Source organism: Pseudomonas sp. SM4 (genome assembly GCF_051913165.1).
In the GTDB taxonomy this organism is placed as follows: domain Bacteria; phylum Pseudomonadota; class Gammaproteobacteria; order Pseudomonadales; family Pseudomonadaceae; genus Aquipseudomonas.
In genome coordinates, this window is sequence record NZ_JBODOE010000008.1 from 181,684 (window position 1) to 196,549 (window position 14,866).

The 14,866-nt window shown below is 59.1% G+C and carries 12 protein-coding genes; 6 read left to right on the forward strand and 6 right to left on the reverse strand.

Annotation, left to right across the window (positions count from 1 at the left end; all coding sequences use genetic code 11):
• Window positions 1-134 precede the first annotated feature (134 nt).
• The 4 genes from mdtD to yccS all read left to right on the forward strand — a co-directional run bounded on the left by mdtD (window position 135) and on the right by yccS (window position 6,988).
• The gene (gene mdtD, locus ACQ4MY_RS16925) at window positions 135-1,562 is read left to right on the forward strand and encodes a multidrug transporter subunit MdtD (RefSeq protein WP_158833458.1); all 1,428 of its coding nucleotides are present in this window, start codon (window positions 135-137) and stop codon (window positions 1,560-1,562) included.
• 318 nt (window positions 1,563-1,880) lie between these two features.
• Entirely contained in the window at window positions 1,881-3,266 is a 1,386-nt protein-coding gene (gene dbpA, locus ACQ4MY_RS16930) for an ATP-dependent RNA helicase DbpA (protein WP_008085781.1), read from the forward strand.
• A gap of 131 nt (window positions 3,267-3,397) precedes the next feature.
• Window positions 3,398-4,576: an NAD(P)/FAD-dependent oxidoreductase gene (locus ACQ4MY_RS16935; protein WP_440095892.1), complete on the forward strand. Its 1,179-nt coding sequence runs from the start codon at window positions 3,398-3,400 to the stop codon at window positions 4,574-4,576.
• A 219-nt stretch (window positions 4,577-4,795) separates the two neighbouring features.
• The gene (gene yccS / locus ACQ4MY_RS16940; RefSeq protein WP_440095893.1) at window positions 4,796-6,988 is read left to right on the forward strand and encodes a YccS family putative transporter; all 2,193 of its coding nucleotides are present in this window, start codon (window positions 4,796-4,798) and stop codon (window positions 6,986-6,988) included.
• A 112-nt stretch (window positions 6,989-7,100) separates the two neighbouring features.
• Here yccS and ACQ4MY_RS16945 read toward each other — a convergent pair whose 3' ends face one another.
• Window positions 7,101-7,838, reverse strand: coding sequence for a substrate-binding periplasmic protein (locus ACQ4MY_RS16945; protein WP_008081017.1), 738 nt, complete (start codon window positions 7,836-7,838; stop codon window positions 7,101-7,103).
• A 255-nt stretch (window positions 7,839-8,093) separates the two neighbouring features.
• Between ACQ4MY_RS16945 and ACQ4MY_RS16950 the strand changes: the two genes are divergently transcribed.
• Entirely contained in the window at window positions 8,094-8,546 is a 453-nt protein-coding gene (locus ACQ4MY_RS16950; RefSeq protein ID WP_440095895.1) for a GNAT family N-acetyltransferase, read from the forward strand.
• 122 nt (window positions 8,547-8,668) lie between these two features.
• Here the strand turns inward: ACQ4MY_RS16950 and ACQ4MY_RS16955 are convergent, their stop codons facing one another.
• The 3 genes from ACQ4MY_RS16955 to ACQ4MY_RS16965 all read right to left on the reverse strand — a co-directional run bounded on the left by ACQ4MY_RS16955 (window position 8,669) and on the right by ACQ4MY_RS16965 (window position 11,703).
• Window positions 8,669-8,965, reverse strand: a complete 297-nt coding sequence (locus ACQ4MY_RS16955) for a winged helix-turn-helix domain-containing protein (RefSeq protein ID WP_440095896.1) — start codon at window positions 8,963-8,965, stop codon at window positions 8,669-8,671.
• A 77-nt stretch (window positions 8,966-9,042) separates the two neighbouring features.
• Window positions 9,043-9,534 (reverse strand): M48 metallopeptidase family protein, encoded by a 492-nt coding sequence (locus ACQ4MY_RS16960; protein ID WP_158833468.1) that lies wholly within the window; start codon window positions 9,532-9,534, stop codon window positions 9,043-9,045.
• A 45-nt stretch (window positions 9,535-9,579) separates the two neighbouring features.
• Window positions 9,580-11,703: a putative bifunctional diguanylate cyclase/phosphodiesterase gene (locus tag ACQ4MY_RS16965; protein WP_440095897.1), complete on the reverse strand. Its 2,124-nt coding sequence runs from the start codon at window positions 11,701-11,703 to the stop codon at window positions 9,580-9,582.
• 321 nt (window positions 11,704-12,024) lie between these two features.
• Here ACQ4MY_RS16965 and ACQ4MY_RS16970 point away from each other — a divergent pair, with 321 nt between their 5' ends.
• Entirely contained in the window at window positions 12,025-12,693 is a 669-nt protein-coding gene (locus tag ACQ4MY_RS16970; protein ID WP_158833472.1) for a polysaccharide lyase family 7 protein, read from the forward strand.
• A 189-nt stretch (window positions 12,694-12,882) separates the two neighbouring features.
• Here ACQ4MY_RS16970 and ACQ4MY_RS16975 read toward each other — a convergent pair whose 3' ends face one another.
• Both ACQ4MY_RS16975 and fba read right to left on the reverse strand, forming a co-directional pair.
• Window positions 12,883-13,257: a DUF6124 family protein gene (locus ACQ4MY_RS16975; RefSeq protein ID WP_440095899.1), complete on the reverse strand. Its 375-nt coding sequence runs from the start codon at window positions 13,255-13,257 to the stop codon at window positions 12,883-12,885.
• A 401-nt stretch (window positions 13,258-13,658) separates the two neighbouring features.
• Window positions 13,659-14,723 (reverse strand): class II fructose-bisphosphate aldolase, encoded by a 1,065-nt coding sequence (gene fba, locus ACQ4MY_RS16980; RefSeq protein WP_007913760.1) that lies wholly within the window; start codon window positions 14,721-14,723, stop codon window positions 13,659-13,661.
• Window positions 14,724-14,866 lie beyond the last annotated feature (143 nt).

The following is a 14,866-nucleotide window of genomic DNA, read 5'->3' on the forward strand; positions in this document are numbered from 1 at the left end:
GGATTTATCCCCGATGGACTGCGCAGCAGTCCCGCTTTTTTGGGGCCGCTGCGCGACCCATCGGGGATAAATCCCCTCGCCACAGGGTTTCATGTTTGAACAAGAATCTGGATTAACTACCCATCAGAGGTTCCATGCCCAACCGCCCGCCTCTCGACGCCATCACCGCCCGCTGGTTGCCGTGGGTCGTGGCCATTGCGTTTTTCATGCAGTCCCTCGACGGCACCATTCTCAACACCGCCCTGCCCGCCATGGCCCGCGATCTCGCCGAGGATCCGTTGCGCATGCAGGGTGTGGTCATCTCTTACATGCTCACCGTGGCATTGCTGATCCCGGCCTCTGGCTGGATCGCCGACCGCTTCGGCACCAAGAAAATCTTCTTCGGCGCGATCCTGCTGTTCAGCTTCGGCTCTTTGCTTTGCGCGCTGTCGAGCAGCCTGAGCATGCTGATCGGCGCCCGAGTGATTCAGGGCCTGGGCGGTGCGCTGATGTTGCCGGTCGGGCGCCTGGTGGTGTTGCGTGCTTATCCGCGATCCGAACTGGTGCGGATCATGGGCTTCATCACCATTCCCGGTCTGCTCGGCCCGTTGATCGGCCCGACCATGGGCGGCTGGATGGTCGAATACCTGACGTGGCACTGGATCTTCCTGATCAACCTGCCGGTCGGCGTCATCGGTTGCTATGCGGTGTGGAAGTTCATCCCCGACCTGCGCGGCACCGAGCGTACTCGCTTCGATAGTTTGGGTTTCCTGCTGTTCGGCGCGGCGATGATCCTCATCACCATCGCCATGGAAGGCCTCGGCGAACTGCACTTGCCGCACCTGCGGGTGATGTTGCTGCTGTTCGGCGGCATGGCCTGTCTGGCGGCGTACTGGTTGCGCGCCGGGCACATCGAAAACCCGCTGTTTGCGCCGTCGCTGTTCAAGACCCGCACCTTTGCCGTCGGCATTCTCGGCAACCTGTTTGCGCGTCTGGGCAGCGGCGCGTTGCCGTTTCTGGTGCCGTTGCTGCTGCAAGTGGCGCTGGGTTATTCACCGTCGCAAGCGGGGATGAGCATGTTGCCGCTGGCGGCTGCGGCGATGATCGCCAAGTGGGTGGCGCGACCGCTGATTGAGCGGCTTGGTTATCGCATCGTCCTCACCGGCAACACGCTTGCGCTGGGGATCATGTTGGCGAGTATGGGACTGGTCAGCGAACAGACACCGTACTGGTTGCTACTGTGTTTGCTGGCGGTGCTTGGCGCGATCAACTCGCTGCAATTTACGGCGATGAACACGGTGACGTTGATTGATCTGGATGATGCGAGCGCCAGCAGCGGCAACAGCTTGCTGTCGGTGGTCGCGCAGTTGTCGTTGAGTCTGGGCGTGGCGTGCGCGGGTGCTTTGCTTGGCGGGTTTACGGCGGAGGTCGGTAATGATGGTGTGGAGACTGTGCTCGGTGCCTTCCAACTGACCTTCGTCACTGTCGGGATCATGGCGATGTTGGCCGCGACGATCTTCTCGCAGCTGTCGAAAGAAGACGGCCGCCGCGCGAAACGGCCGGAAGAACACATTGAACACTGATTCATGCTGAAGGGCTTCTGTGAGAAGGGAATTGTGGTGAGGGGCTTTTGTGGTGAGGGGATTTATCCCCGATGGGTTGCGTAGCAGCCCCAAAAGGTTGAATGCGATGGGTCTGATGTACCGAGGTGGCGGGTATAGGGGGTGCTGCGCACCCCAACGGGGATAAATCCCCTCGCCACAGATAAATCCCCTCGCCACAGGTTTATTTGTAGTCAGGAAAGCCTAGGCTCAAATTCACTCGCTGTTCGTCCAGAACTTTCGAGGAAAGTGGCACGGGGCTGCTACACTGCGCGACATTTTGTTTTGCAGGCCAGTCCCGTGACCACCATCGCCACCGCTTTTAATACTCTGCCGCTGTCCGCCGCCATGCTGGCTAACCTCGAATCCCTCGGTTATGCCCAGATGACGCCGATCCAGGCGCAGAGCTTGCCGGTGATCCTCAAGGGGATGGACCTCATCGCCCAGGCCAAGACCGGCAGCGGCAAGACCGCCGCGTTCGGCATCGGTCTGCTCAACCCGATCAACCCGCGTTATTTCGGTTGCCAGGCGCTGGTGATCTGCCCGACGCGTGAGCTGGCCGACCAGGTCGCCAAGGAAATCCGTCGTCTGGCCCGTGCCGAAGACAACATCAAAGTCCTGACCCTGTGCGGCGGCGTGTCGTTTGGCCCGCAGATCGCTTCGCTGGAGCACGGCGCGCATATCATCGTCGGCACCCCGGGGCGCATTCAGCAGCACCTGCGCAAGGGTTCGCTGGTCCTCGATGGCCTGAACACGCTGATCCTCGACGAAGCCGATCGCATGCTCGACATGGGCTTCTACGACGCCATCGAAGACATCATCGTCAAGACTCCGGAGCGTCGTCAGACCCTGCTGTTCTCCGCGACGTACCCGGTGGGCATCAAGCAACTGGCGTCGAAGTTCATGCGTGATCCGCAAACGGTGAAAGCCGAAGCGTTCCACGATGACACGCAGATCGAGCAGCGCTTCTACGAGATTTCCCCGGAAGATCGCATGAGCGTGGTGACCAAAGTCCTCCACCACTTCCGCCCTGCTTCGTGCGTGGCGTTCTGCTTCACCAAGCAGCAAGTGCAGGAAACCGTCGATCACCTGACCGCCAAAGGCATTTCCGCCGTCGGCCTGCACGGCGATCTCGAACAGCGTGATCGCGATCAGGTGCTGGCGATGTTCGCCAACCGCAGTACGTCGGTACTGGTCGCCACCGACGTTGCCGCCCGTGGTCTGGACATCGATGCGCTGGACATGGTGATCAACGTCGAACTGGCGCGCGATTCGGAAATCCACATTCACCGCGTCGGCCGTACCGGTCGTGCTGGCGAGAAAGGCATCGCGATCAGCCTGGTTGCACCGGGCGAAGCGCATCGCGCGCAAGCCATCGAGCAACTGCAAAAATCGCCGTTGAATTGGGATCAGGTCGATAACCTCAAGTCCCAGGGCCTCGCGCCGCTGCAGCCGCCGATGACCACGCTGTGCATCGGTGCTGGCCGTAAAGACAAGGTTCGTCCGGGCGACATTCTTGGCGCACTGACGGGTGATGCCGGTATTCCGGGTGCTCAGGTTGGCAAGATCGCGATCTTTGACTTCCAGGCTTACGTCGCTGTTGACCGCACCGTGGCCATGCAAGCCTTGCAGCGCCTGAACGACGGCAAGATCAAGGGCCGCTCGCTGCGCGTCCGCATCCTCTGACCTGATCGTTCCCACGCTCTGCGTGGGAATGCATCCCGTGACGCTCCGCGTCACATAACAACGGACGCAGAGCGTCCATGGCAGCATTCCCACGCAGAGCGTGGGAACGATCATTGTGTGAGGACACCGTTTTGCGCTCTACCGAAGTCGTGATCATTGGCGCTGGCGCCGCTGGGTTGATGTGTGCACTGACCGCCGCCGGGCGTGGGCGTCAGGTGTTGCTGCTCGACCATGCGAACAAGGCCGGCAAGAAAATCCTGATGTCGGGCGGTGGCCGCTGCAATTTCACCAACATGTACACCGAGCCAAGCAATTTCCTCTCGCAGAACTCGCATTTCTGTAAATCCGCACTGGCGCGTTACACCCAGTGGGATTTCATCGGCATGGTCGCCAAGCACGCCGTGCCCTACCACGAGAAAAAACTCGGCCAGTTGTTCTGCGATAACAAATCCAGCGACATCCTCGAAATGCTCCTCACCGAGTGCGATCAGGCCGGCGTCGAGTTGCATCTGGACACGTCGATCCAGACCATCGAGAAAGTAGAGAGCGGTTACCTGCTCGACACCACCCTCGGTCAGGTCCAGTGCCAGTCGCTGGTGATCGCTACCGGCGGCCTGTCGATCCCGACGCTGGGCGCCACCGGTTTTGGTTATCAGGTGGCCAAGCAGTTCGGCCATGAACTGTTGCCGACCCGCGCCGGCCTGGTGCCGTTCACCATCACCGATCAGCTCAAGGAATTGTGCACCGAGCTGTCCGGGACGTCGGTGGATTGTCTGGTCATCTGCAACGATCAGAGCTTTCGCGAGAACATCCTGTTTACTCACCGCGGCCTCAGCGGCCCGGCGATTTTGCAGATTTCGTCATTCTGGGAATCGGGTGACACGGTGGAGATCAATCTGCTGCCGGATCACGACGCGGCGAGCTGGCTACAAGAGCAAGTGGCCGAGCGTCCCAACAGCGAGTTGAAAACGTTGCTGGGTGAAATCTTCACCAAAAAGATGGCCAACCTGCTGGCGGACAACTGGTTTGTCTCCAAGCCGATGAAGCAGTACACCCACGCGGAACTGGCGGAAATCGCCGAGAAGCTCGGCAGCTGGAAAGTCGTGCCGGCGGGCACGGAAGGCTATCGCACTGCAGAGGTAACACTCGGTGGCGTTGATACCCGCGAAGTGTCGTCCAAGACCATGGAATCGCTGAAAAGCCCGGGCCTGTATTTCATTGGCGAAGTCCTCGACGTCACTGGCCACCTGGGCGGCTTCAACTTCCAGTGGGCCTGGGCCTCCGGCTACGCCGCCGCGCAATACGTCTGAGCGAAACAACACTCCCCCTGTAGGAGCTGCCGAAGGCTGCGATCTTTTGATCCTGTTTTTTAAGATCAAGATCAAAAGATCGCAGCCTTCGGCAGCTCCTACAAGGGGTCGCGGGGCGATCAAGGAACACTTTTTGCTGTCAGATGTGATCGGCGCCATTGCGCCGGCGTCATTACTGGCTCAATTTAGCGGCATCGCCTCGGAAGGCCTTCGCACTTCATGTCCTCGACCTCGTTTCGTCAGTCTTTGCGGCGCCTGTGGGCGCTGGATAAATTCAGCTACAGCGTGCGGGTGTTCATCGCCCTGACCGGCAGCATGGCGCTGTGTTGGTATCAGGATGAAATGGGCCTGCTGATCCCGTTGTTCCTGGGGATTATCGCCAGCGCCCTGGCCGAAACCGACGACAGTTGGCAGGGCCGCCTCAACGCCCTTGCCGTGACGCTGGTGTGTTTCAGCATCGCCGCGCTGTCGGTGGAATTGCTCTTCCCCTACCCCATCGTGTTTGCCATTGCCCTGGCGCTGGCGAGTTTCGGCCTGACCATGCTCGGTGCGCTCGGCGAGCGTTATGGGGCGATTGCTTCGGCGACGCTGATTCTGTCCGTGTACACGATGATCGGCGTCGATCAACGCGGTGGCGCGGTCACCGATTTCTGGCACGAACCGATGCTGCTGGTCGCGGGTGCCGCGTGGTACGGCTTGCTCTCGGTGGTGTGGCAGGCGCTGTTTTCCAACCAGCCGGTGCAGCAAAGTCTGGCGCGATTGTTTCGCGAATTGGGTTTTTACCTGAAGCTGAAAGCCTCGTTGTTCGAGCCGATCCGCCAGTTGGACGTCGAAGCCCGGCGCCTGGAGCTGGCGCAACAAAACGGCCGCGTGGTCGCTGCACTCAACAGCGCCAAGGAAATCATTCTGCACCGCGTCGGAAATGGTCGCCCCGGTTCGAAAGTCAGCCGCTACCTGAAGCTGTACTTCCTCGCGCAAGACATTCACGAACGCGCCAGCTCTTCGCACTATCCGTACAACGCCCTCGCTGATGCGTTTTTCCACAGTGACGTACTGTTCCGCTGTCAGCGCCTGCTGCGCCAACAAGGCAAAGCCTGCCGCGCGCTGGCCGAATCGATCCAGATGCGCCAGCCGTTCATTTACGACGCGAGCTTCGCCGAAGCGCTGAGCGACCTCGACGCTTCCCTCGAACACCTGCGCATCCAGAGCAACCCGGCCTGGCGCGGATTGCTGCGCTCCCTGCGCGCACTGGCGGCCAACCTCGGCACCCTCGACCGTTTGCTCAGCGACGCGAGCAACCCCGACGCCCTGGCCGATGCGACCGACAGCAGCCTGCTCGACCGCTCGCCGCGCAACTTCAAGGACGTCTGGATTCGCCTGCGCACGCAACTGACGCCGACGTCGCTGTTGTTCCGTCACGCTTTGCGCCTGCCGCTGGCGTTGATCATCGGCTATGGCATGGTGCATCTGATTCACCCGTCGCAAGGTTACTGGATCATCCTCACCACACTGTTCGTCTGCCAGCCGAACTACGGCGCCACTCGACGCAAACTCGGTCAGCGGATTTTCGGCACAGCCATCGGCCTGACCGTGGCCTGGGCGCTGTTCGATCTGTTCCCGAGCCCGTTGGTGCAGTCGTGTTTCGCCATCGCCGCCGGCGTGGTGTTCTTTACCAACCGCACCACCCGCTACACCCTGGCGACTGCAGCGATCACCATCATGGTGCTGTTCTGCTTCAACCAGGTGGGCGACGGTTACGGGCTGTTCCTGCCACGACTGTTCGATACCCTGCTCGGCAGTTTGATTGCCGGGCTGACGGTATTCCTGTTCCTGCCGGACTGGCAGGGTCGACGCCTGAACAAAGTGCTGGCCAACACCCTGACCTGCAACAGCATCTATTTACGGCAGATCATGCAGCAATACGCCGCCGGCAAGAGCGACGACCTCGCCTACCGTCTAGCCCGGCGCAATGCGCACAACGCCGATGCGGCGCTGTCGACGACGCTGGCGAACATGCTCATGGAGCCGGGGCATTTCCGTAAGGAAGCGGATGTCGGTTTCCGTTTCCTGGTGCTGTCGCACACGTTGCTGAGTTATCTGTCAGGGCTGGGTGCGCATCGCGAGACTCAATTGCCGGCGGAGGTGCGCGAGCATCTGATTGATGGCGCCGGGGTGAAGCTGGCGGCGAGTATCGATGAAATCGCCCAAGGGCTGGCGAGCAAGCAGCCGGTGGCGATTCAGAGCGACGAGGAAGAAGCGCTGGCCAATGAGCTGGAGCAGATGGCTGATGAGATTGATGAGGGACAACGGTTGGTGCAGACGCAGTTGGCGTTGATCTGCCGGCAGTTGGGGCCGTTGCGCACTTTGGCGGCGCACCTGATCAAGGATACCTCAGAAATCAGTGGCGGTTGACAGGACGCCATCGCGAGCAGGCTCACTCCTACAGGGGAACGCATTCCAAATTGTAGGAGTGAGCCTGCTCGCGATAGCGACATCTGCCACACAGAAGATTCTGGATCGACCCTCACATCCCATGCTGGCGAAGCAACTTGTCATAACTGCCATCCGCCTTCATCGCCGCAATCGCCTTATCAAACCCCGCGACAATCTGCTCATGCTGCGGATTCTTCAGGCTGACCAAAATATGCAGGCTGTTCTCACTCAACGGCTTGGGCAAAAACTCCACCGCGTTGCGCACCTTGGCGGATTCACGCGCCAGGTAATACTTGGCCACGTACTCATCCTCCAGCGTCAACTTGACCCGATCCGCCGCGAGCATGCGCACGGCCATGGCAAAGTTATGCACAGGCACTTTCTGCAGTGCGGTGTCGGCATCGAACGGCGCGGAATAGGCATAACCGCGCACCACCGCAATCGGATAAGTGTGCAGTTGTTGCAGATTGGCATAGTCGAGTGGCGTGTCTTTGCGCTTGAGAAAGCGGATGCGGTTGAGCAGGTATTCCCCGGAAAACTCCCCGAGTCTGGTCCGCTCGTCGTTGTACCAGGCGTTGACCAGCACATCGTAACGGCCCTCACCAACCCCCAGCAGCGCCCGCGCCCAAGGTACCTGCTCATAACCGCTGGCATAACCGGCCCGGGCCAGCGCGGTGCTGACAATGTCGGTGGCCAGGCCACCATTGACCAGCGTGTCGTCGGTAAAGGGCGGCCAGATATCAAACACCAGCCGCAGCTTCTCCGCTGCAGCGCTTTGACTCAGCAACAGCAATCCGATCAAAGCAAAGGCTCGATGCAATCGCGGCATGCTTGAAAATCCTTAGCGGGCGGGCTGCCCAGCGTGTTTTCAGTCAAAACCCCAAGGCCCCTTACCGGCGAAACCCAGGCACTAACATTAGCTCAATGGAGCCAATGCACTGCGCTCACCAGCAGATTACACAAAGAAGTCATCCGTGCGAGAAAGGAATGATGGCATTTTGACCTTTGTCACAGACTCTTACGCCATACAGACATCTTTGGCGCGGGCGCTTAGTATCGGGCGACACGTTCAAGGAATCGGCACATGACAATCGAGTGGGTCTGCAAACATCACAGTGATCTGGGCAAGGAACAGTTGTACGCGCTATTGAAGCTGCGGTCGGACGTGTTCGTGGTCGAACAGAAATGCGCCTATCCGGACCTCGACGGCCAGGATCTGGAAGGTGATACCTACCATTTGATGGGTTGGGATGACGACCAGTTGATGGCTTATCTGCGTCTGCTCGACCCGGAGTCTCAGGGCGGTGACGTGGTGATCGGCCGCGTGATTACTGCGCCGCAAGGGCGTGGCAAAGGGTTGGGGCACGAGATGATGGAACAGGCGCTGAAACAGGCCGAGAAGCATTGGCCGCAAGTGCCGATCTATCTGTCGGCGCAGGCGCATTTGCGGGGGTATTACGGTAAGTACGGGTTTGTTGTGGCGGGTGAGGAATATCTCGAGGATGACATTCCGCATATCGGCATGCGTCGTTCTTAAGGGCCTCATCGCTGGCAAGCCAGCTCCCACAGGTTCAACGGTGAACACAAATTTTGTGTCCGACTGATAAGCCTGTGGGAGCTGGCTTGCCAGCGATGGCGTCAGCTCGATCACTGCAAGAATTAAAGATACTCAAGCACAGCCTTGATCTGCCGCAGATTGCGCTCGATCCACCCGCGATCAATCGCCCCCCACTCACGAATCCGGTAGCGCCCGGCATGGTTGCGTGCGCCCTCTTCCTGCTCGAACTCACAAACAATATCCAGATCAGCCAACGCCGCGATGGTGTCCTGCGCGGTGCGCCGGGGCATGCCGGTGACGTCGGTCAGCGTTGGGACGCTGGGGGCCAGGCCGCTGTCGATCAGGTACGCCACATACAAACGGCGGTAGAAACTGCTTTTGGTCTTGCTTACGTCCATGCATGGACCCCGTTGATTAGAAAGTCAAAAGATCGCAGCCTTCGGCAGCGCCTACAGGGGCTGTGATTTTTTGATCTTTATTGCATGTCGCGCCAGGTCAGGTACACGCGCAGATCGAACTCGATCTGGTGATACCCCGGCAGCATGTGCTCGCACAATTTATAAAACGCCTTGTTGTGATCCGACTCTTTGAAATGCGCCAGTTCATGCACGACGATCATTTTCAGAAAGTCCGGCGCGGCCTCCTTGAACAACGAGGCGATACGAATTTCTTTCTTGGCCTTGAGCTTGCCGCCCTGCACCCGCGACACCGTGGTGTGCAGGCCCAACGCGCGGTGGGTCAGGTCGAGACGGTTGTCGAACAGCACCTTGTCGATGGCCGGGGCGTTGCGCAGGTATTCCTGTTTCAGGTCCAGTGCGTAGCTGTACAACGCCTTGTCGCTCTGCACATCGTGCCGCCCCGGATAACGCTGGCTGAGGTAATCGCCCAGGCGCCCTTCGGCGATCAATTGGCGCACCTGATCCTGCAATTGCGCGGGATAGGCCTGGAGGTACTTCAACACAGTCATGGACGGGCGACACGGTTCGAAAAAAGGTGCGCCAGTGTAGCGAATTCAACCGGGCAGCGCGCTCCAGTCGAAAGGCTCGGCGAAGCTGGCGGCGTCTTCGGCGATCAACGGCCGCGCGACGAGGAAACCTTGCACGTACTCGCAACCGTGGGCTTGCAGCCAATGGTATTGCTCGACGGTTTCGACCCCTTCGGCAATCACCAGCAAACCGTATTGTTTGCACAGATTGATCACCGTACTGACCAGTGAGGCGTCGCGAGCAGAGTCCGGCAATCGGGCGATGAGATGGCGATCAAGTTTGAGCGTGTCCAGTTCCAGATCACGAAGGTGCGCCAGCGAGCAAGGCCCGGAACCGAAGTCATCGAGCGCGACCCGAACCCCGAGATTACGCAGCAAGCGCAGTTGCTTGCGGGTCTCATCGGGGTTTTGCATCAGCGCCTCTTCGGTCACTTCGACTTCCAATTGCCGAGGCTGCAACGCGTGGCGCTCCATCACCTGACGCAACTCGGTGACCAGATTCGGCAAGCTGAATTGGGTGTTGCTCAAGCTCACGCCAAGCACCAGATCCTCAGCGAACAGGGTTTCCCAGGCTTTGCGCTGGCCGGCGCCACGATGATAAATCCAACTACCGAGCCGACTGATCAACCGCGCTTCTTCCAGCAACGGCAGGAACAGCCCCGGCGGGACATCGCCGACGCTGGGGTGCTGCCAGCGCAACAAGGCTTCAAAACCGCGAATCTGCCCGGTATCAATGGCCACCTGCGGCTGATAGACCAGGTTGAAATCGCGGTTCTCGATGGCGGTGCGCACGCTCTCTTCAAGCATCAAGCGCGAGCGCGCGCGACCGTTCATTTCGTGATCATAGAAGCGATACTGCTGACGCCCGGCGCGCTTGGCTTCATACATGGCGATGTCGGAGGCACGCAGCAATCCGTCGAGGTTGGAACCGCAATCCGGGAACGTAGCGATGCCGATACTGGCGCCGAGCGCGATGTCGAGTCCTTCGATTTGCTGACAGATCGACACACGCTCGATGAGTTTTTCTGCAATTTTCGCCGCTTGCTCGGGAAACTCCAGATCCAGCAACGCGGTGAATTCATCGCCGCCCATGCGCGCAAGAATGTCGAACGGGCGCAGGCACGCCTTCAATTGCTCGGAGACCCAGCGCAACACGCGGTCGCCGGCATCATGCCCCAACGAGTCGTTGACCCGTTTGAAACCGTCGAGATCCAGGTACAACAGCACCCAACTGCTGTCGCTGCGTTCGCCGCGCAACAGCAGGTTTTCCACCGTCTGGTAAAAGCCTCGGCGATTGAGCAGGCCCGTCAGTGGATCGGTCACGGCCTGAAACTCGAGTTGTTGGTGCAAGTGGCGCACCACCGACATGTCGAGCACCGTCACCACCATCGCATGTTGTTCGCTGGGCAGCGCCGCGCAGGACAAGGCCACCGGCACCTGCTGGCCGGGCGCAGTGCGCAATAACGCGTCGTGCAGTCTTAACGTTTCCCCGCGTTTGTAACAGGCGTAGAAATCGGAATCGGCCCACAGCGGAATATGCGGTTTCTGCAGGTAATCGAGAAACTCCTGACCCTCCAGCTCCTTCACGGGCGCATTGAGCAGCCGCGAGATCGCCGGATTGGCGAAGCGGATCAAACCGTCCTCACCCACCACCAGAATCCCCTCGGCGGCGTTATCCAGCACCGAGGCATTGAAGGCTCGCGCCACTTCCAGATCATGGCTCAAACGCTGCAAAGCACGGCGGTTACGCTGGTGCTCCAGCAATGCCTGCACTTTGGGCTTGAGAATCTGCGGGTCGAACGGTTTGAACAGGTAATCCACCGCGCCACTGGCATAGCCCTTGATCACGGCATCCTGGGATTGCTCGTTGGCGGTGAGAAAAATAATCGGTGTAAGCCTTGTGCGCTGGCTGCCGCGCATCAGCCGCGCGACCTCGAAGCCGTCCATGCCCGGCATCTGCACATCCAGCAGCACCAGATCGACGTCGTGTTCGAGCAACAGACTGAGCGCCTCGAAACCGGAGGCAGCGGTGATGACCTGCCAGTCCTGACGTTGCAGCAACGCGCGCATGCTGATCAGGTTTTCAGGGTAATCATCAACGATTAAAAGGACAGAGCTGCCTTCACCTGGCTGGGGTTGCGCGCATTCCATGCTGCTTCTCTTGTCGGGACTACAGGCCGGTTCCGGTAAAAACCGTACACATACTGAGCGTTCACTCTAGTCCGGGATCTGTAAAAGCAATAGCTGTCATCAGGCCATCATTTAACCAAACGTGCCATTTACCGACTAACGGTCACCGCTACAGCCCCCGGAATCCGGCAAAGATGGCATTTCGACAGGATGTTGACGTCAATCATCTGCCAAACGGGCGTTAACAAAAAACATCACTACGCTTATAAAGACCGCCCCCAAAAGGCGCGGACTAGAGCTTCTGGCACCCGCGTTCAGGATGAACTGAGTGGAACAACCGACATGATCGATCTCGCAACCTGGAACCTCAGCGTTCCCGTCGGCAGCCCGCCATACACCGTTGAAACCTCGAAGCTGGTAAAAGGCTTCAAGGATCAGTACTTCCATTCCGACACCGGCACCTTGTTCTTCTGGTCACCGGTTACCGGGTCAAAAACCGAAAACGCCATTTATCCGCGCACTGAACTGCGCGAGACCTACAGCAACGGCACGCTGCGCAACTGGTATTACCCGGATGCCGACAATCTTCTGCGCGCGACGGTTACGGTCAACAAAGTGCCGAGCTCCGGAAAAATCGTCATCGGCCAGATTCACGCCTACGAAAGCCAGAAGCCGATGGTCAAACTCGAGTACCAATACAAGACCAAAACCGAGACCGGCAACCTGGTGATCAAAGTCCGCATGCACCCGGACGAGGATGAAAGCCGCGTTATCACCTTGGCGACCGGGATCAAGCTGGATCGCGAATTCAACTACCTCATTCACTTGAGCCCCGGCGGCGCACTCGGCATCAGCGCGGCGGGTTATCAGTGGGATTCACAGATCAGCGCGACTTGGCGGGTGAAGCCGCTGTACTTCAAAGCCGGGGTTTATGTGCAGGACAACACCGGATACACCAGTGAAGGCGGCCAGGTCACCTTCTCCAAACTCGACATCGATCACGATAAATAACTTCGCCGAGGCCCCCCAAACCCTGTGGGAGTTGGCTTGCCAACGATGACGGCCTCAAAGCCACCCGATTTCCTACGGTTCACATCCGATCCAACTGTAGGAGTGAGCCTGCTCGCGATGACGGACCAACATCCAGCATCAGTGCTGCTGATCCACCGCAATCGCGAGCAGGCTCACTCCTACAGGGGGTCAGCTGGGTGTTACAGACCGCGTCACTTCCACATTATCCAGCACCCGATTTACCGCCAGCTCAGCCAGCATGATGATCTGCTGAATCGCCAGAATCGTATGCCGCTGCGGGATATCGACATACGCCGCAATATCGCTGGTCATGATGCTCGCCGAAGCCAGTGATTCGCAGGCGTGGGCCAACAGGCTTTCGTTATCCATGTCAGGAGCAACCTGAAACATGGTGCTGGGCTTGTGGAATCTCAGGGCGGTGACGTTCGGTTTGAGGTAATGATCTAGCGCACGCTCGGCAGCGTCGTGGAGCTTTCTTGAATCGAGGGATTCGTACGGGGATGTGCAATCGCCTTCAGGCGGATTGGGTGTTGGTTTGATCATCGTGAAACTCCAAGTGATGCATTGAGCTGCCACTGATCGCTGCGACGCGACGGAGGGAGGGAGGCAGCTGTACGCGGGGTCGCAGACCGGATCACTTGGAAATCCGGCATACCCGAGGGTATTCCGCGCACAGCCACCATCGACCAAACACAAACACCGAGGCGTTGTGGTTTGGGGTGGCGATTATGCACCAAGTGAGCTGAACGGACTGCGACGTCCGATCGCTGAATTCAGCGATCCCCAGAGCCTATCTATCCCACTTCCGACGGACAACCGACGCGAGCTGTCGGAATAATCACTCCGAACGCCAATATCTGTAGGACAAGCACTTTGCCTACAACCCGCCCACAAAAAACCCGCCTCTCGGCGGGTTTCTTGAATCAGCGGTCCAACACTCAGGCTTAGTTAACCTTAGCGTTCAACTCACCCTTCAGATAACGCTGATACATCGCTTCCAGCGAGATCGGCTTGATCTTCGAAGCATTACCCGCAGTACCAAACGCTTCATAACGAGCGATACACACATCACGCATCGCAGTCACGGTCGCGCCGAAGAATTTACGTGGGTCGAATTCGCTCGGGTTGGTGGCCATCAGGCGACGCATCGCACCGGTGGATGCCAGACGCAGGTCGGTGTCAATGTTGACCTTACGTACGCCGTACTTGATGCCTTCGACGATTTCTTCAACCGGTACGCCGTAGGTTTCTTTGATGTCGCCGCCGTACTGGTTGATGATGGCCAGCCACTCTTGTGGCACCGAGGACGAACCGTGCATCACCAGGTGGGTGTTCGGGATGCGCTTGTGGATTTCCTTGATGCGGTCGATTGCCAACACGTCACCGGTAGGTGGCTTGGTGAACTTGTAGGCGCCGTGGCTGGTGCCGATGGCGATGGCCAAGGCGTCGACTTGGGTGCGTTTAACGAAGTCAGCGGCTTCTTCCGGGTCGGTCAGCATTTGGCTGTGATCCAGAACGCCTTCAGCGCCGATGCCGTCTTCTTCACCGGCCATGCCGGTTTCCAGCGAACCCAGGCAGCCCAGCTCGCCTTCTACCGAAACGCCGCAGGCGTGAGCCATGGCCACGGTTTGTTGGGTAACGCGGACGTTGTAGTCGTAGTCGGTCGGGGTCTTGCCGTCTTCGCCCAGCGAGCCGTCCATCATCACCGAGCTGAAGCCCAGTTGGATCGAGCGCTGGCAGACGTCAGGGCTGGTGCCGTGGTCCTGGTGCATGCACACCGGGATGTGCGGGAATTCTTCGATCGCGGCCAGGATCAGGTGACGCAGGAATGGCGCGCCGGCGTATTTGCGAGCGCCGGCCGAAGCCTGAACGATCACCGGGGAGTCAGTCTTGTCAGCGGCTTCCATGATGGCGCGCATCTGCTCAAGGTTGTTGACGTTGAAAGCTGGAACGCCGTAGCCGAATTCGGCTGCGTGGTCCAACATCTGGCGCATGCTGATAAGTGCCATTGTGTGTGTCTCTCCCGGTTGAGGGTCGTTAATCGTGCCAGCCTGCCGGAGCGGCGGCGGCTATTCAAGTGATTGCAGATCGGGGGTTGAGGCCCGGTCTGGTGATTCGATAAAGCCAATTCTTCAGAACTGCGCAGAACCCT

Bases quoted from the DNA above. Each gene is read 5' to 3' on its own strand.
- mdtD (WP_158833458.1), top strand. From the start codon at position 135: ATGCCCAACCGCCCGCCTCTCGACGCCATCACCGCCCGCTGGTTGCCG.
- fba (WP_007913760.1), bottom strand. From the start codon at position 14,723: ATGGCACTTATCAGCATGCGCCAGATGTTGGACCACGCAGCCGAATTC.
- ACQ4MY_RS16970 (WP_158833472.1), top strand. From the start codon at position 12,025: ATGATCGATCTCGCAACCTGGAACCTCAGCGTTCCCGTCGGCAGCCCG.
- ACQ4MY_RS16950 (WP_440095895.1), top strand. From the start codon at position 8,094: ATGACAATCGAGTGGGTCTGCAAACATCACAGTGATCTGGGCAAGGAA.
- ACQ4MY_RS16975 (WP_440095899.1), bottom strand. From the start codon at position 13,257: ATGATCAAACCAACACCCAATCCGCCTGAAGGCGATTGCACATCCCCG.
- ACQ4MY_RS16955 (WP_440095896.1), bottom strand. From the start codon at position 8,965: ATGGACGTAAGCAAGACCAAAAGCAGTTTCTACCGCCGTTTGTATGTG.
- ACQ4MY_RS16965 (WP_440095897.1), bottom strand. From the start codon at position 11,703: ATGGAATGCGCGCAACCCCAGCCAGGTGAAGGCAGCTCTGTCCTTTTA.
- ACQ4MY_RS16960 (WP_158833468.1), bottom strand. From the start codon at position 9,534: ATGACTGTGTTGAAGTACCTCCAGGCCTATCCCGCGCAATTGCAGGAT.
- ACQ4MY_RS16945 (WP_008081017.1), bottom strand. From the start codon at position 7,838: ATGCCGCGATTGCATCGAGCCTTTGCTTTGATCGGATTGCTGTTGCTG.
- yccS (WP_440095893.1), top strand. From the start codon at position 4,796: ATGTCCTCGACCTCGTTTCGTCAGTCTTTGCGGCGCCTGTGGGCGCTG.